This window comes from Lichenicoccus roseus (assembly GCF_005844085.1).
Lineage (GTDB): Bacteria > Pseudomonadota > Alphaproteobacteria > Acetobacterales > Acetobacteraceae > Lichenicoccus > Lichenicoccus roseus.
Map to the genome: position 1 here is coordinate 1 of NZ_VCDI01000017.1, position 22,923 is coordinate 22,923.

General features: G+C 66.3%; 19 protein-coding genes. 12 read left to right on the forward strand and 7 right to left on the reverse strand.

Going from position 1 to position 22,923, the window contains the following annotated elements; all coding sequences use genetic code 11:
* Positions 1–193: 193 nt before the first annotated feature.
* The 6 genes from clpB to flgE all read right to left on the reverse strand — a co-directional run bounded on the left by clpB (position 194) and on the right by flgE (position 8,773).
* Complete coding sequence (gene clpB / locus FE263_RS21655) at positions 194–2,788, reverse strand: ATP-dependent chaperone ClpB (RefSeq protein WP_138328129.1); 2,595 nt, start codon at positions 2,786–2,788, stop codon at positions 194–196.
* 179 nt (positions 2,789–2,967) lie between these two features.
* Positions 2,968–4,068, reverse strand: coding sequence for a redoxin domain-containing protein (locus tag FE263_RS21660; protein WP_138328130.1), 1,101 nt, complete (start codon positions 4,066–4,068; stop codon positions 2,968–2,970).
* A gap of 51 nt (positions 4,069–4,119) precedes the next feature.
* Positions 4,120–4,536 (reverse strand): flagellar biosynthesis repressor FlbT, encoded by a 417-nt coding sequence (locus FE263_RS21665; RefSeq protein ID WP_408886234.1) that lies wholly within the window; start codon positions 4,534–4,536, stop codon positions 4,120–4,122.
* Positions 4,537–4,639: 103 nt separating this feature from the next.
* Positions 4,640–5,731: a flagellin gene (locus FE263_RS21670; protein WP_138328132.1), complete on the reverse strand. Its 1,092-nt coding sequence runs from the start codon at positions 5,729–5,731 to the stop codon at positions 4,640–4,642.
* 17 nt (positions 5,732–5,748) lie between these two features.
* A complete protein-coding gene (locus tag FE263_RS21675; RefSeq protein ID WP_138328133.1) occupies positions 5,749–7,377 on the reverse strand; it encodes a flagellar hook-associated protein FlgK in 1,629 nt (542 codons plus the stop codon).
* An 82-nt stretch (positions 7,378–7,459) separates the two neighbouring features.
* The gene (gene flgE, locus FE263_RS21680) at positions 7,460–8,773 is read right to left on the reverse strand and encodes a flagellar hook protein FlgE (RefSeq protein WP_138328134.1); all 1,314 of its coding nucleotides are present in this window, start codon (positions 8,771–8,773) and stop codon (positions 7,460–7,462) included.
* Between the two features lie 1,212 nt (positions 8,774–9,985).
* Between flgE and fliK the strand changes: the two genes are divergently transcribed.
* The 12 genes from fliK (at position 9,986) to FE263_RS21740 (ending at position 22,618) form a co-directional block, all read left to right on the forward strand.
* On the forward strand, positions 9,986–10,453 hold the full coding sequence (gene fliK, locus FE263_RS22340; RefSeq protein WP_171034285.1) for a flagellar hook-length control protein FliK: 468 nt from the start codon (positions 9,986–9,988) through the stop codon (positions 10,451–10,453).
* 38 nt (positions 10,454–10,491) lie between these two features.
* Complete coding sequence (locus tag FE263_RS21690) at positions 10,492–11,220, forward strand: flagellar hook assembly protein FlgD (protein ID WP_138328136.1); 729 nt, start codon at positions 10,492–10,494, stop codon at positions 11,218–11,220.
* Positions 11,221–11,384: 164 nt separating this feature from the next.
* A complete protein-coding gene (gene fliF, locus FE263_RS21695) occupies positions 11,385–13,061 on the forward strand; it encodes a flagellar basal-body MS-ring/collar protein FliF (protein WP_138328137.1) in 1,677 nt (558 codons plus the stop codon).
* Complete coding sequence (locus FE263_RS21700) at positions 13,061–14,074, forward strand: flagellar motor switch protein FliG (RefSeq protein WP_138328138.1); 1,014 nt, start codon at positions 13,061–13,063, stop codon at positions 14,072–14,074. The genes fliF and FE263_RS21700 overlap by 1 nt, the downstream gene beginning before the upstream one ends.
* Position 14,075: 1 nt before the next feature.
* Complete coding sequence (locus tag FE263_RS21705; RefSeq protein ID WP_138328139.1) at positions 14,076–14,771, forward strand: FliH/SctL family protein; 696 nt, start codon at positions 14,076–14,078, stop codon at positions 14,769–14,771.
* A gap of 49 nt (positions 14,772–14,820) precedes the next feature.
* Positions 14,821–15,084: a flagellar motor switch protein FliN gene (gene fliN / locus FE263_RS21710; protein WP_240760066.1), complete on the forward strand. Its 264-nt coding sequence runs from the start codon at positions 14,821–14,823 to the stop codon at positions 15,082–15,084.
* A 2-nt stretch (positions 15,085–15,086) separates the two neighbouring features.
* The gene (locus FE263_RS21715; protein ID WP_138328141.1) at positions 15,087–16,454 is read left to right on the forward strand and encodes a sigma-54 interaction domain-containing protein; all 1,368 of its coding nucleotides are present in this window, start codon (positions 15,087–15,089) and stop codon (positions 16,452–16,454) included.
* A 3-nt stretch (positions 16,455–16,457) separates the two neighbouring features.
* A complete protein-coding gene (gene flhA / locus FE263_RS21720; RefSeq protein ID WP_138328142.1) occupies positions 16,458–18,596 on the forward strand; it encodes a flagellar biosynthesis protein FlhA in 2,139 nt (712 codons plus the stop codon).
* A gap of 87 nt (positions 18,597–18,683) precedes the next feature.
* A complete protein-coding gene (locus FE263_RS21725) occupies positions 18,684–19,751 on the forward strand; it encodes a flagellar biosynthesis protein FlhF (protein ID WP_138328143.1) in 1,068 nt (355 codons plus the stop codon).
* A 13-nt stretch (positions 19,752–19,764) separates the two neighbouring features.
* On the forward strand, positions 19,765–20,592 hold the full coding sequence (locus FE263_RS21730; protein WP_138328144.1) for a nucleotide-binding protein: 828 nt from the start codon (positions 19,765–19,767) through the stop codon (positions 20,590–20,592).
* Between the two features lie 308 nt (positions 20,593–20,900).
* Positions 20,901–21,737 carry a carbon-nitrogen hydrolase family protein gene (locus FE263_RS21735; protein WP_138328145.1) on the forward strand — a complete coding sequence of 279 codons (837 nt, stop codon included), beginning with the start codon at positions 20,901–20,903 and terminating at the stop codon, positions 21,735–21,737.
* A 74-nt stretch (positions 21,738–21,811) separates the two neighbouring features.
* On the forward strand, positions 21,812–22,618 hold the full coding sequence (locus FE263_RS21740) for an NAD kinase (RefSeq protein ID WP_408886236.1): 807 nt from the start codon (positions 21,812–21,814) through the stop codon (positions 22,616–22,618).
* Positions 22,619–22,632: 14 nt separating this feature from the next.
* On the opposite strand, the gene FE263_RS21745 is transcribed toward FE263_RS21740, so the two are convergent.
* Positions 22,633–22,923 (reverse strand): winged helix-turn-helix domain-containing protein (locus FE263_RS21745; RefSeq protein ID WP_240760062.1); only part of this gene is annotated, 291 nt, incomplete at its 5' end.

Genomic DNA, 22,923 nt, shown 5'->3' on the forward strand with positions numbered 1-22,923 from the left:
ACCAGACACAGCAGCTAAGACGCCGCCAACATATCCCTTCCTCAGCCTATTCTACTTTCAAGGAACATACCGCTCAGCGCCCTGCGCCGTTCGATGAAGCGGCTTCTACGTCGTCATCCGGCGCATGTCAACGCGATGACAGCCCGTACCTTCCGATCCCGGGCTGTCATGCGTTTGACACATGCCTAACGCGTCAGGCCGCTCGCTCGACCACCGCATCGCCTATGATCAGGCCATCCCTGATAGCGCCGACATGGATGGTCTCGCCATCATGCACCTTGCCTTCCAGGATCAGCCCGGCAAGCTGGTTCTGCAGGCTACGCTGGATGACGCGCTTCAGCGGACGTGCCCCATAGACCGGGTCGTAACCCGCCTCCGCCAGCCAATCCTGCGCCGGCTGATCGAGCACCAAGTTGATCTTGCGATCCTCCAACAGCGCCAGCAGATGCTTCAACTGGATGTCGACGATCCGCGCCATGTCCGACTTCTGCAGACGCCGGAACAGAATGATCTCGTCCAGGCGGTTCAGGAACTCCGGCCGAAAGTGCTCCCGCACCACCCGCATCACCTGCGCCTGCACCAGAACAGCAGGCTCGCCCTCCGGCTGCTGGGCCAGGATGTCGCTGCCGAGGTTGCTGGTCAGTACGATGATGGTGTTGCGGAAATCGACCGTCCGCCCCTGGCCGTCGGTAAGGCGTCCGTCATCGAGCACCTGCAGCAGCACGTTGAAGACGTCCGGGTGCGCCTTCTCGACCTCATCGAACAAGATTACCTGGTACGGCCGGCGCCGAACCGCCTCGGTCAGTACTCCACCCTCCTCATAGCCGACATAACCTGGTGGCGCACCGATCAGACGCGACACCGCATGCTTCTCCATGAACTCGCTCATGTCGACACGCAGCAATGCTCGCTCGTCGTCGAACAGGAACTGCGCCAGTGCCTTGGTCAGCTCTGTCTTGCCGACCCCGGTCGGGCCAAGGAACAGGAAGGAACCGATCGGCCGGTGCGGGTCCTGCAGCCCGGCCCGTGCCCGCCGCACAGCATGCGCCACCGCCTTCAGCGCATCCTCCTGGCCAACCACGCGCTTGCGCAGTTCGTCCTCCATGCGCACCAGCTTGGCGCGCTCGCCCTCGAGCATCCGTTCCACCGGCACGCCGGTCCAGCGCGACACGACCGAAGCAATCGACTCCTCGGTGACCGCCTCGTTGACCAGCTGCGCGTTGTCCTTGCCGGCGTCGGTCGCGGCGATCTCACTTTCCAAGGCCGGTATGACGCCGTACATCAGTTCGGAAGCTCGCCCGAGATCGCCGCGCCGCTGGGCGATCTCGACCTCGGACCGCGCCGCATCCAGCCGCTCCTTGAGCTTCTGGGTGGTGTTCACGCGCTCCTTCTCGCTGTGCCAGGTGGCGCTCATCGCGTCTGAGCGCTCCTCGAGAGAGGCGACTTCGCTCTCAAGCTTGCCGAGCCGTTCCCGCGATGCGGCGTCGTCCTCCCGCTTCAGCGCCTCGCGCTCGATCTTCAGCTGGATCAGCCTGCGGTCGAGCTCGTCGAGCGCCTCCGGCTTGCTGTCCACCTGCATGCGTAGCCGGCTGCCGGCCTCGTCCATGAGGTCGATCGCCTTGTCGGGCAGGTACCGGTCCGTGATGTAGCGATTGGACAGCGTTGCTGCCGCGACCAGCGCGCCATCGGTGATGCGCACGCCGTGATGCAGCTCGTACTTCTCCTTGATGCCGCGCAGGATGGAGATGGTGTCTGCGACCGAGGGCTCGCCGACGAACACCGGCTGGAAGCGGCGCGCCAGGGCGGCGTCCTTCTCGATGTATTTCCGGTACTCGTCGAGCGTCGTTGCGCCGATGCAGTGCAAGGTGCCGCGCGCGAGCTCCGGCTTGAGCAGGTTGGAGGCGTCCATCGCGCCATCGGCCCGGCCGGCCCCGACCAGGGTATGCATCTCGTCGATGAACAGGATCACTTCGCCATTGGCGGTCTCGATCTCCTTCAAAACCGCCTTCAGTCGCTCCTCGAACTCGCCGCGGAACTTGGCGCCGGCCACGAGCGCGCCGAGATCCAGAGCCAGCAGACGCTTGCCCTTCAGCGCCTCCGGCACATCACCATTGACGATGCGCAGCGCCAGCCCTTCGACGATGGCGGTCTTGCCGACGCCGGGCTCGCCGATCAGCACCGGATTGTTCTTCGTGCGACGTGCCAGTACCTGGATGGCGCGGCGGATCTCCTCGTCGCGTCCGATCACCGGATCAAGCTTGCCGTTACGGGCCACCTCTGTCACGTCGCGGGCGTATTTCTTCAAGGCGTCGAAACCGGCCTCGGCATTCTCGCTGGTCACCTTGCGGCCCTTGCGGATCTCCTCGACCGCACGCTCGAGCGCCTGCGCCGGAGCATTCGCCTGCCGAAGCGCGTTTGCCGCCGGTCCATCGGAAGCTGCCAGCGCGACCAGGAGACGATCCTGTGCGACAAAGCTGTCGCCCGCCTTGCCTGCACTGCTCTGCGCATTATCCAGCACCCGCACCAGATCCGGCGTCGCCTGCGGCTGACCAGCGCCGCCGCCCTGCACCTTCGGCTGGCGCGCGAGCTCGACTTCCACGGCTGTCTTGGCCGCTGCCGGATCGCCGCCCGCCGCCTTGATCAGCGCCGCTGCCGCGCCCTGCTCATCGTCGAGCAGCGCCTTGAGCAGATGCTCCGGCGTCAGTCGCTGATGAAAGTCTCGTATCGCGATCGTCTGGGCGGCCTGCAGGAAGCCGCGTGACCGCTCGGTGAATTTCTCTATGTCCATCGTGTTGCCCCTTTCGATCAGGCTGCTTCCGGTCACCCCCTCGATGGCTGGTGGCCGGCGGAATAAGCCGGGACATGGACGGCGTCCCTGTCACGGCGACGCGTCCGGGTACCCAGACTTCTACGAAATGGTGTTCGGACCACGCCCCGGCAAGGTTGCCGGAACGCCTGGAATAGACGTCAGACGCGTGGCGTTGCCTGCCGGATGATCGCCCGGTTGGCCTGCTTCAGCGTCTCGGCAGCGTCATCGTAGGCGAAGGGCAGGCAGGCATAGCGTTGGCCCCGCAGCACCGGCGTAACCGCATGCATCAGCGAACAGGAAAAGATCAGCGCGCCTCCCAACGGAGGCCGATACTGACGCGATCCGAATTCCGGGAAGCTTAGCCCGCCGCCATCGTAATCGTCGTTGAGGTTGATCGATATGGCGAAGCGTCGATGCGCAGTGGCCGCCACGGTGTTGTCCCGATGCGGCCCGAAACGACCTCGGTCGGCGGCGTCGTAGCAGGCCAGGATAAGCCGATCGAGCCGGGAGGCCTCGAACTGGAAGACCTTGCGGATCTCCGGAACCGCGCGCCGGACGATGCGCGCCTGCACCTGCGCCACCAGATGAGCGTCCCGAAGCGTGCAGTCCCGACGCCGCTTGAACCCCGGATCGGAGACCGCTTTCGACTGCCCGACTTCGCTCTCGGTGAAGACGCCGGAGTCCACGGTCTCGCTCGCGGCATAATAGGCGATCAGCCGCTGGCAGAACTCCGGCTCGAACAGGCCCGGCAACGAGAGTACCGGCGCCGGGGCATCGGCGTCTGCCGGCTGCTCGGTCAGGCGCACGACTGCTGCGATGACCTGCTCCGCCCGGCCCGGCGCCTGCTCGATATGGCCAAGCACACGCAGCATAGGATCGAGCACCACCCAGCAGGGCCGCATGCCAGCGGCTTCGTCGCCGTCCAGCCGTCGCGCGCCGTATAGGCGCCCGGCCAACCCGTCACCGTCCCAGAAGAACCGCAGGCCGGGCAGATCTTCCGAGACCCGCCGCTCCGCCTCGTCCGCGGGGTCCGCGCTGACCCCGAAGACAACCGCCTTGCGGCCGTCGAACACGCTGCGTGCCATCTTCAAGGCCGTCAGGTCGGCTTCCGTCTGCGGCTCGATGCTGGACCGGAAGAAGAACAGCACCACGTGCCGACCGGCGGCCATGTCGAATGTGTAGGTGCCATGGGCGGTCGTGCAGCGCTGGCGGAACCAGGGTGCGGGATCGCCGGGAAGAAGGGTTGCGTAAGACGTCATGACCGAGCCAGCTTCCGGCAAATCTGCCCAGCTGTCGATTGCCGGGCCGGCTCAGAGACGCGTCCCGGGCGTCGGATCCTCGTCGCCGTCGGCCGGTTGCTCAACCTCCTCGCGATCGATCAGATCCCGCGTGAGCTTCAGGGCTGCGTAGAGCTCGTCGGTCTCGGCATGCCGCTCCAGACGCCGCAGCAGCGTCAGCTTTGCCTCGGATGGCGTCGCCTCTAGCATGTCGACAATGAGACCGCGCGCCTGCGCCAATGCCGGCAGCCGCTCGCTTTCGCCGCCTACGTAGGCCGTCTGCAGAGCGCAATAGATCCGCCGTAATGCGCTGCTTGCATCGACCGTCGACATGATCTGCTTGCCGAACAGGAACCGCGCGCGGGTCAGCAACTCCAGCCGGCTTCGCGTCCTGAACCGGATCGCGGCGCCGTTGATCACCATCATCTCGCCGGGTTTGAGCTCCAGCACCAAGTTCGCCATGCCGTGTTCCGTCCTTCTGCCGGCAGCGCGCAGCCTCCTGCACATTGCGTAAAGCATGATCGCAGAAAGGCTTTAATGGGCGGTGTACACGTCAGATGTAGTCTGCAAGCGACAGCGTCTTCTCGTCCGCGATGAGGTTGTAGCTCGCTGTCAGCTGATTCTGCAGCGCGACCTGTTGCGTACGGACCGTCGCCGTATCGGCATCCATGACAGTATTGATCTGGGTGTTGAGCGCGTCGCTCATATCTGACAGGCCAGTTGACTGGTTGGTCAGCATGGTCTGCTGTCCGCCGAGGCTGCCGGACAGGTTGGCCAGACCCGCGGTGACGGCCGGCATCAGGTTTGCGGTGTCCGTCAGCAGGGTCTTGAACTGGTCGGTGGTGCTGTCGGCGCCCGCAAGCCCCTTGACGGTGGCGAGCACACGGATCAGGTCGCGTATGGACGAGCCGGTGCTGGTCGCCCCCACGCCTGTCGGCCCGGCGGCGGCCGAAATGTCGGTGCCCTGGGTGGCAACCATGCCGGCGGGCAGCGCAAGACCCGACCCGACCTGCAGCTGGGGGACCAGGCCGGCAGCGGTCGAGGGAGGCACAGAGAGCTCGGCCGAGAACGGATCGCCCGACGCCGTCGTGCCCGCTGCCGCCAGGGTGGTGGCCTCGACTGACGCAGCACCCGCATCGCCGACCGTCGCCACGGTACCTGCGATACCGGTGACCAGGCTGCTCTGGTTGAGGTCCGTCCCACTCACCGGCGCCTGGTCGGAGGCAGCGCCGGCAAAGACATAGCGGCCGGCGCTCTGGGTGTTGAGGAGTGAGGTCAGCTCGGTAAGGTCGGTCGCGGCCGTGCTCGACAGCGCGGCGACCGCCGCCGGCGAGGATACCGATTGCAGACCGGTCAGCGCCGTCTGCATGTCGGTCGCCATGTTGTTGATGCTGGTCAGGGCGTTCTGCGTCACTGCCAGCTTGGTCTGACTGACTGAGATGTTGGTTTGCCAGGCGGCGATGGCGCCGAGTTGCGGTTGCAGGCCGATGGCGGCGCTGCTGTCTACGCCAAGGCCCGCGAAGCTGTCCGACTTGATCCCGGTGCTGAGCTCCGAGGTCAGCGCATCGTTCTGTGTGCTGAGCTTGTCGATCGTGCGCATGAGCGTCGGCATCATGCCGAAACCGTTGCCGATGGCGCCAGACATGACCTGCTCTCCTTGAACTAGCCAGGCACGATGGCCGCCAGCAGCGCCGAGAACATCGACTGCACGCTGGATACCACCTTGGCGTTGGCCTCGTAGGCGTTCTGCAGGGCGACGATCTTGGACATCTCGTCATCCACCGACACGCTCGAGCTCGAGGTCAGCGCTGCCTGCAACGTTGTCTGCATGTCGGTCGCGGTGCTTTTCTGGCTGGTCGCGAGGCCTATGGTCTGCGCCTGACTGCTGGTCAGCGTGGTCGCCAGCGAACTGAGGTTGCCGGTCCCGGAATAGGGCGCTGACAAGGCCCCGGTGGCGCCGAGGCCGGCTGTGCTGGAGGCAGGCTGGCTGGTTCCGGCGAGACCGCTGGTTCCGAAGGCACTGGTCAAGATCCCGTCGATCAGGCCGCTAAACCCGGTCGGACCGGTGGCCGGATTGGCGGTGAAGCTCGCCGCCCCCGTCACGGCGCTATCCTGCCCGTCTCGCACCAGTGACGGCGTTGACTTGACCAGCGGATTTACCTGGATCCCGGCGGAAAATCCGAGTTCGCCGTTGGCCGGCAGCGGGATGGTCTGTGGAACGGTCACCAGGCTGCTGTCCCACGCAGTTGTTGCAGGTGCCTGAGTCGGATCGGCAGTCGCGTTGGGGTCGGGCGACCAGCCCCCCGCGCTGGTGAACAGGTTGAGGCCGGACGCGCTGAACCGGCTGGCCAGTGTCGTGGCGAAGGCGTCAAGCTCTCCTTGCATTGTCGGGAGCGTGCTGTCGCGCAGGACAAGATTGGCGCCCAGCGTGCCGCCGGTCAGCGAGGCCGTCACGTCCAGCCCGTTCAGGGTGATCGGCGGGATCGCGTCCGCGGCGGACGCGGCTGTCGAAGCGCCGTAGGCACTGCTTGCGGTAATCGGCGCGGCGCCTGCGCTCTGCAGCGGACCACCGGTGGGCCGGGTCGGCAGCGCAAGGCCACTGCTGGTGCTCACCAGCATGTCCCCCGTCGAGGTTGGCGTAAACACCACCCCGAGCGACGCGGACAGGGTCGTCATAGCTGCCAACCGCTGGTTCTGCAGGTCGGCAGTATCACTCCCGTTGGCTTGTAGGCCCATGATCTGCCCCGACAGGGTACCGATCGTTGTAAGGGCGCCGTTGATCTCGCCAAGCGTGGCCGGGATCGCGGCCTGCGCCGCCTGACGCTGATCCTGGTAGGTGGTGGAAAGGCTGTTGATGCCCTGAGCCAGCGTGGTTGCGCTGTCGACGACGGTCTGCTGCTGCACCGAGCTGGAGGGGTCGTTGTCGAGCGTCGTGAAGGCGTCCTGCAGCGCGCCAACCATGCTGGTCAGCGTGTTGCTGTTGGTTGCGTCGGTTGTCGAACCTTGGGCAGCGCTGACTGCGGACAATGCATTCACCGTCACGCCGAGCCCGGCGACGGCGGCATTCTCGGTGTACAGGCTGCCCTGCAGAGCGCTGTTGATGGCAATCGTCGTCGGCTGGATCACCACCCCGCTCGCAGCTCCCCCGGCATCACGCGATACGACGTTGGCGATCTCCGTCACGTAGCCAGGCGTGCTCGCATTCGATACGTTCTGTGAGGATACCGCGAGCTGATACTGCACCGCCTGGAGGCCGCTTGATGCAATCGACAGGGAAGTGCTGAGGCTCATGCGTCCGAAATCTCATCCACGGGAACCGGCCTGCCTCCCGCCATTATCCTGCACCGGCATCGGTTAAGGACGGATTAAGGCGCTACTGCTTCATGCCCAGCGCTGTCTGCAGCATGTCGTTCGCGGTGGTGACGACCTTCGCGCTGGCGGCATAGGCCTGCTGCGCGACGATCAGCTTGGTGAGGTCAGTGTCGAGGCTGCTCGTCGAGGCCTCGACAGACTTGGTCTCGAAGCTTCCGGCGCCGTTCTGCCCGGCGAGCTGCAGGTTGGCGGCACCGGACGTGGAGGTCGCGGTATAGGCCTGGCCGTCCTGCGTCTTGAGGCCGTCGGCGTTGGCGAACATGGCGAGCGGCACCTTGGCGAACACCTGCGATTGTCCATTATCGAAAGTGGCAACGACCGAGCCGTCCGTTTCCATCGAGAACGAGCTGAACTTTCCCGCCGAGGTGCCGTCCTGCGTCGGGGCACCGGAGTTGAAGGCGGTGGTCGTGGCGGTCGCCATGTTGGTGCCTGCGCCGGAATTCAAGGTGCCGAGATTGAGCGAGATCGATGTCGTATCGGAGCCGACCGGGCCGATATTGTAGCTCGACGGGCTGGCGGTGGCGCCAGGATTGGTGACATCCGGTGCAAAGGACTGGATGGTCCCGTCGGCGTTGAACACGATCTGCGCGGTCGGCAAGGTCGTGGCGGTGCCGGTGACGCTCAACGAGTAGGTGCCACCGGTGGCCGGCGTGACCGTGCTGTCCGCCGCCCCGGTTTGTTGCCACGTCATCGTCAGCGGCTTGGCGATGCCGTTGGCGTCATAGGCGGTGATCGTGGAGGTGACCGCCGCAGCCGGAAGCGTTGCGGTCGCGCTGGCGGTTGGCAAGGTTGCCGCCACAGTGACGTTCGCCGTCGCCGTCGGCGAATAGGTGATGTTGTTGATATTGATCGGCGACAACGTGCTGGCGGTGGTACTGGTCCCACCGGTCGAGCTTACGGCATAGCCATCGAGATATTCGCCCGCGCTGTTGACCAGATAGCCGTTGTTATCGGTTTTGAAGTCTCCCGAGCGAGTGTAATACTGCGTGGCGCTTAAAGCGGGCGCTGTCGTCGTGGAGGTCCCGCTGATCTCGTTGACCGCGAAGAACCCGGAGCCGTTGATCGCCAGCGCACCGTTGGCGCTGCTCGCCGTGATGGTGCCCTGGGCCTGGTTGGCGTATTGCGTCGTCGCGATTACGGAGCTCGATTGTCCAGCGGTGGCGCTGGATGCTTCGACGTAGTCCGCAAAGCTGGTATCGGTGGACTTGTAGCCGACCGTCTGGCTGTTCGAGATGTTGTTGCTGATGTTGCTGAAAGCAACTGATTGCGCGGTCAGTCCGCTGACCGCGGTGTCCATTGCACTGAAGATCGACATGACGCGTTTCCTTGCTGCGAGCGGATCGAAAGCTTGACCGGAGTCGTTGGACCAGTTGCCGATCGCTCATCCTGGGTGTCCATCAGCATGAACCGTGCCAGCCTTCTATGACGGTATACGGCCAGATGCGGCTCCCGGCGGCTGACGCGTAACTGCCGAGCGGCAAGTCCTGCCGGGCTGATCCTGCCGGGGAGCACGCCGGAAACCGCTTTGCAGGCTAGGAAAGGCCTTGGCGCACGACTTGCATGTTGTAGTATCGCAATGAATAATATCCCCTCCTCCTTTATGGTTTCCGCGGCTTTGTCCCCGGTGGGCGTTTCGAACGTATCCGCACCGCCCACCGATGCAGGCGCAGCATTCGCCACCGCACTCCACGCAAGTGATCCCGCCGCTTTACTGGTTGTTAATCAGTCGACACTAGCCTCCGCCGCAGGGCCGGCAACAGGAGCGAGCGCGTGTGCGCTTCCAACCAGTGCGATCACTCATGCACGGCGGAGCGCCGACGCAGAACCTGTGGCCAAGCCTGAGATGTCACCGGCTTCGTCGCGCGCCAGCGCTCATCCATCCGGCTTTGGCGCCGATGCCTCGGAGCTGCTGGTCGCGACCACGCCTCCCGCCGAGGCTGTGACAGCCGCTGACCGAGCCGGTATTGGGACGGTGACGAGGGTGTCGGTGATACCCCCACCCCCCGTGCCTGGTGTCGTTGCGGCGCATCAGGTCGCCACCGCGACGCCGGGCCGCAAGCCTTCGCCATCGGGACATGACAATGCGGCTAGCCCCGTCACGCCGGCCCCTCCCACTGCAACGGAGCAAGCTGTTCCGGTCACGGTCGCCCTCCCGGTCACACCCCCACCATCCCTTGGGGCACAACCGCCCACATCGGCCGCGCATTTCAATGGCGTCGGGAGCCGGGGGACGGGCACCCACGCCATCGGGCCGACATCGCACGAAGCGCCATCCCCGCAACCACAGAACGGCGCGCCGACCACCGGGGCGGACATCGTCGCTGCCGCTTCAGCCGTTGCAGCGTCGACTGACCTGCGGGCTACCGCGCCTCCGGGTCCGGGAGCCGAGGCCGATCTTGCCAGCCTGGCCTCTTCCCTGATCTCCCAGGCCGCCCCGGTCTCACAGCCCGACCCCGGCATCGTGTCGTCGGCCGGTATCGCCACGGCGCCGGGGATGGCGTCCGCAGCCCCTCCGGAGGTCCGGCAGGTGGCGCCAGCCCTGGTCGCACTGGCAATCGAAAGGAACGGCGCCAGCACCCTCACGGTCTCACTCAACCCGCGCGACCTCGGTGAGGTACAGGTGCATCTCGTCCGGGCCCAGGATGGTACCGCCAGCCTAACGGTGACCGCCGACCGCGCCGAGACTTTGCAACAGCTTGCGCTGAATGCCCATCACCTGCATGCGGCGCTGGATGCTGCCAACGTGCCGGCGACCCACCGCATCGTCTCGTTCAGCCTGTCGGGCTCGCCGCAACCGGGATCGACCACCGACGATCGGGGCGCCGCTCCGGACAGCCGCAGCGGTGGCGGCGATCCGCAGCAAAGGCAGTCACGCCAGAACACGACCGGCAGCGCCTATGCCGGGCCGCCATCCGCCACCGCCGGGAGTCTCGCGGCCGGAGCGGATACCGTCGGCAGGCGCTGGATGACGGCAGGCCTCAACATCACCGCCTGACACGATCGACCACTACCCCACCGCGAAGGACCAAGGCCATGAGTGGCAGTATCTCGAACCCGACCAGCCTGCTTTCGGCCGCATCGCAGGCCGCCAAGACCAACGCCCTGGCAGCCAGCTCGAACGCCAGCGCCGCCAGTGCATCATCCTCGTCGAGTGCACTGTCGTCGATCGCCGACAATTTTAACTCCTTCCTGACAATGCTGACGACGCAGCTGCAGAACCAGGATCCGAGCTCTCCCACGGACGCGGACCAGTTCACCAGCGAGATCGCGACGTTCGCCGGCGTGCAGCAGCAGGTCAACACCAACACCAACCTTAACCAGCTCATATCCATCACCCAGAGTGGGCAGGTGGTGAGCGGCAGCAGCCTGGTCGGACAGCAGGCCAGCGCGACCTCGGCCCAGATGCCGTTGCAGTCCGGTATCGGCAACATCAAGTTCAACACGACGAATGCCGAGCCGGTCGCCATCGCGGTTACCGACGCTTCCGGTAATCTCGTCCGCTCCGTGCAGGAAACCTCGTCCGCCGGCAGCAACAGCTGGACCTGGGACGGCAAGGACAACTCAGGCAACATGATGCCCGACGGAGCATACGGCGTCGCAGTGGAGACCCAGGATGCAGCCGGCAATCCGCTTGCGGTCCCCTTCAGCGTCAAGGGAACCATTACCTCGGTCTCGAAGGCTGCAAGCGGTGACGTGATGCTCAACATGGGCACCGAAAGCGTCGACATGAACACCGTCACCGGCATCGGCACCTCTGCTTGAAAGGCACCTGGCGCAAGATAACCCGGCGCCCGGCACAATGTGCCTATGACTTAACTATTCAGTAAGCCCGAGGCTTCATCATCGCTTTCTCGGCCTCGGCCGCATAACGGAAGCGAGGATATGGTCCAGCTCACCCCAGCCGCATCGTCCGGATCGGACCGAGCGTGAAGGCCCTGCTCGCAGGACTTGGCGCGCTGGGCCCGGCTCGGCTCGCGGCCATGGGTGCGGTGGCCCTGGCGATGCTGGCGATGCTGGCAGTGCTTGCCACGCATGGCGGTGGAACGCCGCACATGGCGCTGTTGTACGGTGACCTCGACATGCGTGAAGCGGGACAGATCGCCGACGCTCTCGACAAGGCGCACATCCAGCACGAACTCGGCGGCCAGGACGACCGCATCATGGTGCCGGCGGATCAGGTGGCCGCGGCCCGCCTGTTGCTGGCCAAGAGCGGCCTGCCGTCAGGCGGCTCGGTGGGTTACGAGATCTTCGATCGCGGCGACAGCCTGACCGCGACACAGTTCGAGCAGACCATCAACCAGACCCGTGCGCTGGAAGGCGAACTAGCCCGATCAATCCGGTTGATCACCGGCATCCGCGCGGCGCGGGTCCATCTTGTGCTGCCGCATCGCGAGCCCTTCGCCAGCGAGGAGCAGCCTGCGCAGGCGAGCGTTCTGCTATCGATGACCGGCTCGAACCGGCTCGACCCGGAGGCCGTGCAGGCGGTCGTAAACCTGGTCTCGGCGGCGGTCCCGGGGCTCAAGGTCGCCAACATCGCGATCATCGACAGCCGCGGCAACGTCCTGGCCCGGGCCGGCCAGCCGACCGGGGCGCTAGGCGTCGCACGCAACGTCGACGAGTTGCGCCAGGCGACCGAGATCCGGCTTGCACATGCCGTGGAGGAAATGCTCGAGCCGTCGCTCGGCGCCGAGCATGTGCGCGCCGAGGCAGCTGTGACGATGGATCTCGACCAGATCCACGAGACACAGGAGAGCTACAATCCCGATCAGCAGGTGCTGCGCTCTCAGCAGACCACTTCGGACAAGAGCCACAATACCGAGGCAGACGCCACCACCTCGGTGCAGAACAACCTGCCCAACGCCAATGCCGGCCAGGCGCAGACCGGCAGCGCCGAGGAGAAGCAGGACGAGACCAACAACTACGAGATCGGCAAGACGGTCCGCACGCTGGTGCAGGACCAGCCGCGCATTGCCCGTGTCAGCCTTGCGGTGATGGTCGATGGGATCAATTCGCCCGGAGCCAACGGCAAGTTCGCCTGGAAGGCACGGAGCCAGGCCGAGCTCGACCAGATCTCGACACTGGTGAAGAGCGCCATCGGCTTCGATCCCAAGCGGGGCGACAGCGTCAGCGTCGTCAGCATGCAGTTCACGCTTCCCGACACGGGGGGCTTGCCCTCTGACGCTCCCGGCTTCCTGGGCCTGCACCTCTCCCGCGACGACGTCATGCGCCTGGGCCAGAACGGTCTGCTGGGCCTGTTCGTCCTGCTTGCCCTGCTGTTCGTAGTGCGGCCGACGGTGCTGCGCCTCACCAGCGTAACCACGACACTCATGCCGGACGGGCAGAGCGCCATCCCCGGTGACGTCGCGTTTGTCGGCAGTCCTGGGGGGGCCGTTCTCGGGGCGGCGCGAGCATCAGGCGGCCAAGCCCTGCTGGCTGCCCCGGACACCGTCGATGGGGAGGACGGGTTGATCAGCATAGCCAATATCAGCGGGCGCCTGAAAGCATCTTCTATCCGGCAGATCGTCGAGCTCGTCGGCGCGCATCCGGAGGAGAGCCTCTCGATCGTGCGTAGCTGGCTTGGCCATGAGCGGGAGACCGGCTGATGGCGACGGCACGCAACGTCACATCGATGAATGGCGCCGAGAAGGCCGCCGTCTTCATGCTGGCGCTCGGTGAGGAACAGTGCGCCAAGCTGTTCGAGATGATGCACGAGGACGAGATCAAGGAGATTTCGTTCGCGATGACGCAACTGGGCAACGTGTCGGCCGAAACGGTCGAGAAACTGTGCTCGGATTTCTCATCCAGCCTCGGCAGCACCGGCATGCTGATCGGCAGCTACGACAGCACCGAACGACTGCTGATGAAGTCGCTGTCGCGCGAACGCGCCTCCCAGATCATGGAGGAGATACGCGGCCCCGCCGGCCGTACGATGTGGGACAAGCTCGGCAACGTCAACGAGGCCGTGCTCGCAAACTACCTCAAGAACGAGTATCCGCAGACCGTCGCCGTGGTCCTGAGCAAGGTCCGGTCCGACCACGCCGCCCGTGTCCTCGGACTGCTGCCGGATGGTTTCGCAATGGAAGTCATCATGCGTATGCTGCGCATGGAGAGCGTCCAGCGCGATGTCCTGGACAGCGTGGAAAAGACCCTGCGCTCCGAGTTCATGTCCAACCTGGCCCGCAGCACCCGCCGGGACAGCCACGAGCTGGTTGCCGACATCTTCAACAACCTAGATCGCCAGGTCGAGGGGCGGTTCATGTCGGCACTCGAGGAACGCAGCCGCGATACCGCGGAGCGCGTCAAGTCGCTGATGTTCACCTTCGACGACCTTGGCCGCCTGCCACCGGAGGCGATCGGCAAGCTGATGCGGGTAGTCGAGAAGAGCAAGCTGCCGACCGCCCTGAAAGGCGCCTCGGAACTCATCCGCAATCTCTTCCTGTCCACGCTTTCGGAACGTGCCGGCAAGCTGCTGCGCGACGAGATCGCATCGCTTGGCCCGATACGCCTGCGTGATGTCGATGAAGCGCAGGGAGCCATCGTCGCACTCGCCAAGGAGCTCGCGCAGAGCGGTGAAATAGAGATCTCGGATAGCAAAGACGAGCAGATGGTGCTCTAGGATGCAACGCACCCATCACGCGTCCGCTGCCGTCTCCGGTGTCCTCTATGCCGAGGATTTCGACGCACCTCCCGCCCAGGTGGCGAGGTCCACGGGGCGGACCGCCCCGGTTCCGGAGCCGGAGGTCATCATCCCGACATACAGCGTTGCGGAGCTGCACGCCGCGACGGTCCGGGCGCGAGAGGAGGGGCGCCAGCTCGAGCGCACCGAGGCGGCGGCCGCAAATGCGGCTCGAAGCGGTGCCGCGCTGACGGAGCTGGCCGGGCAGGTCGCAGAGACGCAGCAACAGGCGGCGGCGGCTGTCGACAAAGCTCTGCATGCGCTGGCCGGCACCACCCTGTCCCTGCTCGCGGCTGCGGTGCCGGATTTGTGCCGGCGGCACGCTGCAGCCGAATTGCAGGCGCTGATGCGTCGCGTGCTGCCTCCGCTGCGCCAAGTCCCGTCGCTCAGCATCCGGCTGCACCCCGCCATGCGTCCGGCCTTGCAGGAGCAGGTCGCGACCCTGCTGCTGGACGCCGGCACCGACGTGACCTGGATCGAGTCGGCCACCTTCGCGGCCGGCGACATCGCGGTGACCTGGCAGAACGGCTGCGCTCTGCGCGACACCGCGTCCATCGGCGCCGCCATACGCGATGCCGTACTGTCCTTGCTGGTTCCCGAAACGACCGAACTCGTGGAGATGAACGATGACCAATGAACTCGATCTCACTGAACTCTCCGAGCCCGGGGTCGTGCAGGATCCCACCATGGTACGCAACGCCCATGATCTCGGCGCCGTCTACGATATCCCGGTCACGGTGAGCGCCGTCCTCGGAAAGGCAACGATGCAGGTCAGCCAGCTTCTCAAGCTGGGGCGCGGCGCCGTCGTCGAGCTGGACCGCAAGATTGGCGAGGCGATCGATATCTACGTCAACAACCGCCTGGTTGCGCGTGGCGAGGTCGTGATGGTGGCGGACAACCGTCTTGGCGTGACCATGACCGAGATCGTCAAGGCCGATCGGGGTCTGTGAAGATGCGCGTCCTGATCATCGGCTCCCTGGCGGGCGAACTCGGCAAGGCGGCGAAGATCGCCGTCGCCAGGGGCGCGCGGCTCGAGCAGGCCGACGATATCAGGACCGCACTGGTCATCCTGCGCGGCAATGCCGGGGTGCAGCTGGTGCTGTGCGAGCTGCATCACGATATCGCCGCTCTCGTGCGTTCGCTCGCGCATGAGCGAATTGTCGTCTCGGTTGTCGCCTGCGGGCTGGAACGTGATTCCGAACAGGCACTGCAGGCGGTCCGGGACGGCGCGCAGGACTTTCTGCCGCTACCGCCCGACCCGGAGCTGATCGCGGCCATGCTCGCGGCGGCGGCCGGCGAGAGCCACGCCATGATCGCGCGCGATCCTGTCATGCTGGCGACGCTGCGCCGGGCCGAGCAGGTTGCCCGTGCGCAGGCGTCTGTGCTGATCAGTGGTGAATCCGGGACCGGCAAGGAGGTGATCGCGCGGCACATACACCGGCGGTCGATGCGCTCGACCGGTCCCTTCATCGCCGTGAATTGCGCCGCCATCCCGGATCATCTCCTGGAGTCCGAACTGTTCGGTCATGAGAAGGGGGCTTTCAGTGGTGCAGTGGCGCGCCGGATCGGCAAGTTCGAGGCTGCGCAGCAGGGCACCCTTCTCCTCGACGAGATCAGCGAGATGGACGTCCGGCTGCAGGCGAAGCTGCTGCGCGCGATCCAGGAACGCGAGATCGACCGGCTGGGTGGCTCCGTACCCGTCAAGCTCGATGTGCGCATCCTCGCGACCACCAACCGGGACCTCGCGGCGGAGGCGGCAGCCGGCAGGTTCCGCAGCGACCTCTATTTCAGGCTCAACGTGATCGGCCTGACGCTGCCGCCGCTACGTGATCGCCGGGAGGACATCGTGCCGTTGGCCGAGCATTACGCCCGGCACTATGCAGATGTGAATGGGCTGCCGTACCGGCAGCTCTCCGACGACGCCGGCGCCAGGCTGCTGCGTCACGACTGGCCTGGAAATGTGCGGGAACTCGAAAATCTCATGCATCGCGCCGTTCTGCTGGCGGAAGGTGCGACGATCAGTGCGGCGATCCTGGAGATGCCTTCCGAACCGACGACGCCGGCACAGGCGCCGGTTCCGGTCGCCGAGACGGCTCCGGCGATCGGCGGCGATCACGCGGTCTGCAGCCTGGTCGGGCGGCGCATGGAGGATGTGGAGCAGGCGCTCATCATCGAGACCCTGAACCATACGCTGGGCAACCGGACCCATGCCGCGACAATGCTCGGGATCTCGATCCGGGCGCTGCGCAACAAGCTGCGCGATTACGTGGAGCAGGGCCTGCCGGTGCCGCCGCCGCAAGCCGGGCACTGGGCCGCCTGAACCATGAGCGAGACACTGCTGGCGCCGCCCGCGGGATCCGGAGCAAGATCCGCCACGTCAGGCGGCCTGCTCGATCTGCTCGGCTTGGGCACGACGATCCGCAAGTACGTGCCGGGCAGCGACGTCGGCCTCGCACTTGGCGTGGTCGCGCTGCTGTCGGTGCTGGTGCTGCCGCTGCCGACCATCATTCTCGATGTCGGTCTCGCGCTGTCCGTCACGATCTCGGTGCTCGTGCTGATGGTGGCTCTGTTCCTGAAGCGGCCGCTCGATTTCACCTCGTTCCCGACATTGCTGCTGCTCACCACGCTGCTTCGACTTTCGCTCGATGTTGCCACGACACGCCTGATCCTCAGCCACGGCCACGAGGGACCGCTGGCCGCGGGTCACGTCGTGGCGGCGTTCGGCGGCTTCCTGATGGGTGGCGATGTCGTCATCGGCCTGATCCTGTTCAGCATTCTGCTGGTGGTGAACTTCATGGTCATCACCAAGGGTTCCGGACGCATCGCCGAGGTTGCGGCACGCTTCAGCCTCGACGCGATGCCCGGCAAGCAGATGGCGATCGACTCCGAACTGTCCGCCGGCGCGATCACCGAGAAGGTCGCCAGGGTTCGCCGGCGCGAACTGGAGGAAGAAAGCGGCTTCTACGGCGCCATGGATGGTGCTGCGAAGTTCGTACGGGGCGACGCCATTGCCAGCCTGCTGATAACGGTCATCAACATCATCGGCGGCCTGGCGATCGGCCTGATCCGGCACGGCATGGCGTTCTCGGATGCCGCCGCGACCTTCACCACCCTCACTGTCGGTGACGGGCTGGTGTCGCAGATCCCCGCCCTGCTGGTCTCGACCGCCTCCGGCATCGTCGTCACCAAGGGCGGCACCGAGGGAGCGGCCGACGTCGCGCTGATGCGTCAGCTTGGCGGCAATCCAAAGCCGATGGCGCTGGCCGCCGGGGCGGCATTCGTGCTCGCGGTGATGCCCGGCCTGCCGGCGCTGCCGTTCCTCGCAATCGGCGGGCTGGCGGGTGGGGCGGCCTGGATGCGCCACCGGCATCCGCTGAGGCCGCCTGACGAGGAGGCGGCGGCGTCGATCGTCACGCATGCCCCAGCCGAACCACCGATCACCGATGTGATGCGCATCGACATGATCCGCCTGGAGCTGGGCTACGGGCTGTTGCCCCTGGCCGGAGGCGACAATCCACGCCTGACCGAGCAGATCAAGGCGATCCGCCGCACCATCGCCCTCGAGATGGGTTTCGTCCTGCCACCGGTCCGCATCCAGGACAACGTGCAGCTCGGCGCCGAAAGCTATTCGATCCGGATCAAGGAGATCGAGGCCGGCCGTGGCGAGCTGCGGCCTACCCGGCTACTGGTGATGCACCCGAAGGGCGGCGTGCCGGATCTCCCTGGCGAGCGCACCACCGAGCCGGCGTTCGGATTGCCAGCCCTCTGGATCGAGATCTCGACCCGCGAGGAGGCAATGTTTCGTGGCTGCACCGTGGTCGATCCAGCCAGCGTTCTGAGCACGCACCTCACCGAGGTGCTGCGCGAGACGATGGCCGAGTTGCTGTCGTACTCGGAAACCCAGAAGCTGCTCGACGAGCTGCCACGCGAGCAGCAGAAGCTGGTCGCCGACCTGATCCCGTCGCAGATCTCCACCGGCGCGATACAGCGCGTGCTGCAGGCACTGCTCGCGGAAAAAGTGTCCATCCGCGATCTTCCGACCATCCTGGAGGGCGTGCAGGAGGCGTGCGGCGCAGGCTTGCGGGCGGTGCCGCTGATTACCGGGCACGTGCGCATGCGTCTCGGCCGGCAGATCAGCGAGGCCCATGTCGGGCCGGCCGGCTACATTCCACTGGTCACGCTGGGCCCGGAATGGGAGAGCGCCTTCCTCGACAGCCTGGTCGGCCCCCCCGAGGATCGGCAGCTGGCGATGGCGCCGAGCCGGCTGAACGACTTCATCGCCCGGCTGCGGACCGCGCTGGACGGTGCCGCCGCAACCGGCGAGCAACCGGTGATCCTGGTCAATTCATCACTGCGCGCCCCGATGCGCGCCATCATCGAGCGGTTGAGGCCGGCGACGGCGGTGCTGTCGCAGGCCGAGATCTCGCCGCGCGCCCGGATCCGTACCGTGAGCACCATCTGATGGCCGTCGCAATGTCGGCTGCCATCCTGACCGGGGCCTGAGAGCGTGCGGGTCAGGATCTTCCGTGCGGCGACGTTGGCCGCGGCCATGTCGCAGATCCGGTCCGAGCTGGGACCGGAGGCGCTGATCCTGTCGGACCGCAGCCGGGACGGCATGGTCGAGGTGACCGCAGCACTCGAGACCGACGAGGCGCCCGCCTTGCGACAGCACGCAGCGCCCTCGTCGGGCCTGCACGACCTCGAGCCGTTCGATCCCGGCCCGGTCCGAGTACCGCCGCCCCGACAACACCGTGCGGCCGCACCGCCCCCCGGCAGGGCTCTCGATCCGCGCCTTGCCGTCGCCTTCGCCTGGCATGGCCTCGCTCCCAGCCTCGCAGCCGCGATTGGCGGCGGGCCGCTGGCCGCCCAATGCGCCCGGGTGTTCCGCTTCACGACGCTGCCACTCGGTCGCCACGACTCCCCGCTTCTGCTGGCCGGTCCCGCCGGTGGCGGCAAGACACTGAGCGTGGCGCGGCTGGCGACCAGGCTCGTCCTCGCCGGTCAGCCGCCTCTCGTCATAACCGCAGACGGCCAGCGTGCAGGCGCGGTCGAGCAGCTTGCTGCCTTCACCCGCCTGCTCGGGTTGACCCTCGTCGCCGCCGCGACGCCGAAGATCCTGGCCCGTGCGCTCGAACGCCGGGAGCCGGGGCAGCCGGTCCTGATCGATGCCCCTGGCCTGGATCCCGGCGATCCGCAACAGGCGGCAGACCTGCAGGCCCTTCTGGCAGCTTCGGGCGCCAGCATGGCCCTGGTGCTGCCCTGCGGACTCGACCCCAACGAGGCCCAGGACATCGCTGCCCTGCATGCCGCCCTCGGAGCGATCGCCCTGGTCGCCACTCGCACCGATGTCTCGCGCCGCCTCGGCGGCATACTCTGCGCTTCTGCGATTGCCGGCATTCCGATGGCGGAAGCCGGGATCAGCAGTTCCGCCGCCGACGGACTGGTGCAGATGACAGCGGCCTTCCTTGCCGACCGGCTTGCCAAGGGCGCCCAACCGATCACTGGAACGGGTCCGGCGATCCAGGCGGCCAGTCCGGCCGAGCCGTCCCGTGTGCTGGTGCATGCCGCCCTGCCGCTTCACATCGCGGCCCAGCGCCGCAACACGCAGCGCAACTGAGGATGTCCAGGCGATGATCCGAGACGACGCGGCCCAGGTCGAGGCCGATGGCGGCGGACCGGCCGGCCTGGTGACTGCCATTGCTTCCGGGAAGGGCGGCGTCGGCAAGACGTGGCTGTCGATCACGTTGGCGCAATCGCTCGCCATGGCCGGACACCGGGTGCTGTTGTTCGACGGCGACTTCGGCCTCGCGAACGTTGACATCCAGCTCGGCTTCGTTCCCGAGTATGACCTCTCGGATGTCGCGTCGAAGCGGGTACCGCTGGCGCGCGCGATCGTAGCCTTCGGCGGCGGCGAGGCTGCGGCCGCATCCGGAGGCTTCGGCATCCTGCCCGGCCGGTCCGGTACTCCGGTGTTGTCCGGCCTGTCGGTGCCGGATCTCGACGGCATGCTCTCGGCGCTGCGTGGTCTGAGGGGCTACGACACCATCCTGCTCGACCTCGGCGCCGGGATCGATCGCACGACGCGACGGTTGGCCGCCTGGGCGGATACCCTGCTTGTTGTGACAACTGACGAGCCTACGGCGCTGACCGACGCCTATGCTGTCCTGAAGCTTCATGCCCGCGATCGCCAGATCATGCATGGCGCCGACCTGGTCGGGTCCGACGCCCGCATCGTCGTGAACCAGGCGGCCAGCGTCGTGAGCGGGCAGAAGACCTACACCACCCTCTCGCGTGCCTGCGCCAACTTCCTCGGGCGCACGCCACCGCTTGCCGGGATCATCCGCCGCGATCCTTCGGTGCGGGATGCGATCCGCCGGCAGACGCCGCTGCTCACCCGGTTCCCGAACAGCGCAGCCGCGTGCGACGTCCGCGGGCTTGGAGCCGTTTTGCGCTGCTAGAATAAGGTCAGGTTTCCCGCGAGCATGGAGGATGCAACCTTCCGCCCGTTCGGAACGCTTTCATCATGTCATGAATAGTTCGTCCAACTGCACCTATTTGCCGGACCGGGAGCCCTCACTGTTCGAGGACTGGTTGCAGTCGGACCTGCAGCGCCTGTATGAGAGGACGCTACGTGAGCCGGTTCCGGACGAACTCCTGCAGATGATCCTACGGGAGCCTGATCCAACGCGGTTCTGACGGATCGGAAGGCGGGTCCGGTTGTAGGTTTCGGTCCGGTCCTGGCGAGCCTCTTGTTGGAGAGTCCTGCTTGCGTATCAGCGTCATCCAGATGTCGCCGGGCAGTGACAAGCGGCGGAACATCGCCGAGGCCAGCCGGCTGATACGGGCTGCGGTCGAAGCCGATCGCCCAGATCTGGTAGTACTTCCGGAGATGTGGAGCTGCCTGGGCGGCACGGCGGCGGTGAAGCGCGAGGCGGCCGAGGATCTGCCGGACCCGCAGCGCGGCAGAGCGGCCGGCGAGGCCTACGGCGCAATGCAGGCGTTGGCCGGCGACAACCGGATCACACTGCACGCGGGGTCGATCGGCGAGCGCACCGGGGACCGCATCAGCAATACCAGCCTGGTTTTCGGCCCGGACGGCAGCGAACTCGCCCGCTACCGCAAGATCCATCTGTTCGACGTCGTGACGCCCAATGGCGAGAGCTATCGGGAGAGCGACACCTACGCCCCCGGCGAGGCGGTGGTGACGGTGCTGCTCGGCAGCATCCGAGCAGGCCTCGCCATCTGCTACGATCTGCGTTTCGGTGAGCTCTTCCTGAGTCTGCGCCGGGAGGGTGCCGAACTCATCATCCTCCCGGCCGCCTTCACCGCGGAGACCGGTGCCGCGCATTGGGAGACGTTGCTGCGGGCGCGGGCGATCGAGACCCAATGCTGGCTCGCCGCATCCGCCACCTGCGGCACTCATGTCGATGCCAATGGCGCGGTACGCTCCACCTTCGGGCATTCGATGGTGATCGACCCCTGGGGGACGGTTGTCGCCCAGGCCGCCAACGGCCCTGGCTGGGCGACCGGCACGCTGCACTCCGACCGGACCGCGCAGGTCCGCGCCGGCATCCCGGTGCTGGACCACCGGCGGCTGGCCTGATGGAGTGCTCGCCGCAGGGCGAAGACGCTCTGCTTACGGAGCTGGACCGTCGGGCGACCGCTGCCGAGGTCGGCATTGCCGAGGCGCAGGGCAATGCCTTCTGGCCGGCCGGTACGGTGCTCAAGCGCATCGCCTTCGTGGCGGCCAACAATGAAATGGCGACCGAATACCTACGGCGCTTCACCGAGCGGTATGGCAACGTTCCCGTGGCGGAAGCCGAGGTCGTGGTCTGTCTGGGTGGTGACGGCTTCATGCTGGAGACGCTGCACACGGTGCTGCTCGCCGGCACTCCGGTCTATGGCATCAATTGCGGCTCGGTCGGCTTCCTGATGAACCCGCTGGTCGAGGACGATCTGCCGGACCGTCTGGTGCGCTCGCAGGGCGCCGTGCTGCATCCGCTGCGCATGCACGCCGTCACCCAGTCGGGCCTGGTCGAAGAGGCCCTGGCCCTGAACGACGTGTTCCTGTTCCGACAGACCCGGCAGGCTGCAAAGGTCCGCATCCAGGTCGATGGACGCATACGCCTGCCGGAGCTGGTCTGCGACGGTATCCTGGTCTCGACCCCGGCCGGCTCCACCGCATACAACCTCTCCGCGCACGGTCCGATCGTCCCGCTCTCCGCCAACCTGCTGCCGCTGACGCCGATCAGCGCGTTCCGGCCGCGGCGATGGCGCGGCGCCCTGCTGCCGAGCTCGGCGGATGTGGAATTCCACATCCTCGAGAACGACAAGCGCCCGGTCGCGGCGGTGGCGGACTTCACCGAAGTTCGCGACGTCGCCTCGGTAGCAGTCAGCGAGGACCGCAGCATCAAGACGACCGTGCTGTTCGACCCTGACCAGAGCCTGTCCGAGCGGATCATCGTCGAGCAGTTCACGGTCTAGGCCGGGCCTCGCGCTCAGGCTGCCGACAGGACCTCCAGTAGCGCCACCACAGGCCTGGTTGCCGGCATTTCGCCCGCCCCGATACGCGCGTCCTCGTCGCGCAACATGTAGCCGCGCCCCCAGATCGTGCTGATCAGGTTGCCGGCGCCGGCGGCCTGCAGCTTCTTGCGCAGCTTGCAGACGAAGACGTCGATGATCTTCATCTCCGGCTCGTCGAGGCCGCCATACAGGTGGTTGAGGAAGGCGTCCTTGGTGAGCACCATGCCCTTGCGCAGCACCAGCAGCTCGAGGATGGCGTATTCCTT

Excerpts from the sequence above, each read along its gene's own strand:
- clpB (WP_138328129.1), bottom strand. The coding sequence starts at position 2,788 with ATGGACATAGAGAAATTCACCGAGCGGTCACGCGGCTTCCTGCAGGCC.
- FE263_RS21660 (WP_138328130.1), bottom strand. The coding sequence starts at position 4,068 with ATGACGTCTTACGCAACCCTTCTTCCCGGCGATCCCGCACCCTGGTTC.
- FE263_RS21670 (WP_138328132.1), bottom strand. The coding sequence starts at position 5,731 with ATGTCTGGCGCCATCGGCAACGGTTTCGGCATGATGCCGACGCTCATG.
- FE263_RS21675 (WP_138328133.1), bottom strand. The coding sequence starts at position 7,377 with ATGAGCCTCAGCACTTCCCTGTCGATTGCATCAAGCGGCCTCCAGGCG.
- flgE (WP_138328134.1), bottom strand. The coding sequence starts at position 8,773 with ATGTCGATCTTCAGTGCAATGGACACCGCGGTCAGCGGACTGACCGCG.
- FE263_RS21690 (WP_138328136.1), top strand. The coding sequence starts at position 10,492 with ATGAGTGGCAGTATCTCGAACCCGACCAGCCTGCTTTCGGCCGCATCG.
- FE263_RS21700 (WP_138328138.1), top strand. The coding sequence starts at position 13,061 with ATGGCGACGGCACGCAACGTCACATCGATGAATGGCGCCGAGAAGGCC.
- FE263_RS21705 (WP_138328139.1), top strand. The coding sequence starts at position 14,076 with ATGCAACGCACCCATCACGCGTCCGCTGCCGTCTCCGGTGTCCTCTAT.
- fliN (WP_240760066.1), top strand. The coding sequence starts at position 14,821 with ATGGTACGCAACGCCCATGATCTCGGCGCCGTCTACGATATCCCGGTC.
- FE263_RS21715 (WP_138328141.1), top strand. The coding sequence starts at position 15,087 with ATGCGCGTCCTGATCATCGGCTCCCTGGCGGGCGAACTCGGCAAGGCG.
- flhA (WP_138328142.1), top strand. The coding sequence starts at position 16,458 with ATGAGCGAGACACTGCTGGCGCCGCCCGCGGGATCCGGAGCAAGATCC.
- FE263_RS21725 (WP_138328143.1), top strand. The coding sequence starts at position 18,684 with ATGTCGCAGATCCGGTCCGAGCTGGGACCGGAGGCGCTGATCCTGTCG.
- FE263_RS21730 (WP_138328144.1), top strand. The coding sequence starts at position 19,765 with ATGATCCGAGACGACGCGGCCCAGGTCGAGGCCGATGGCGGCGGACCG.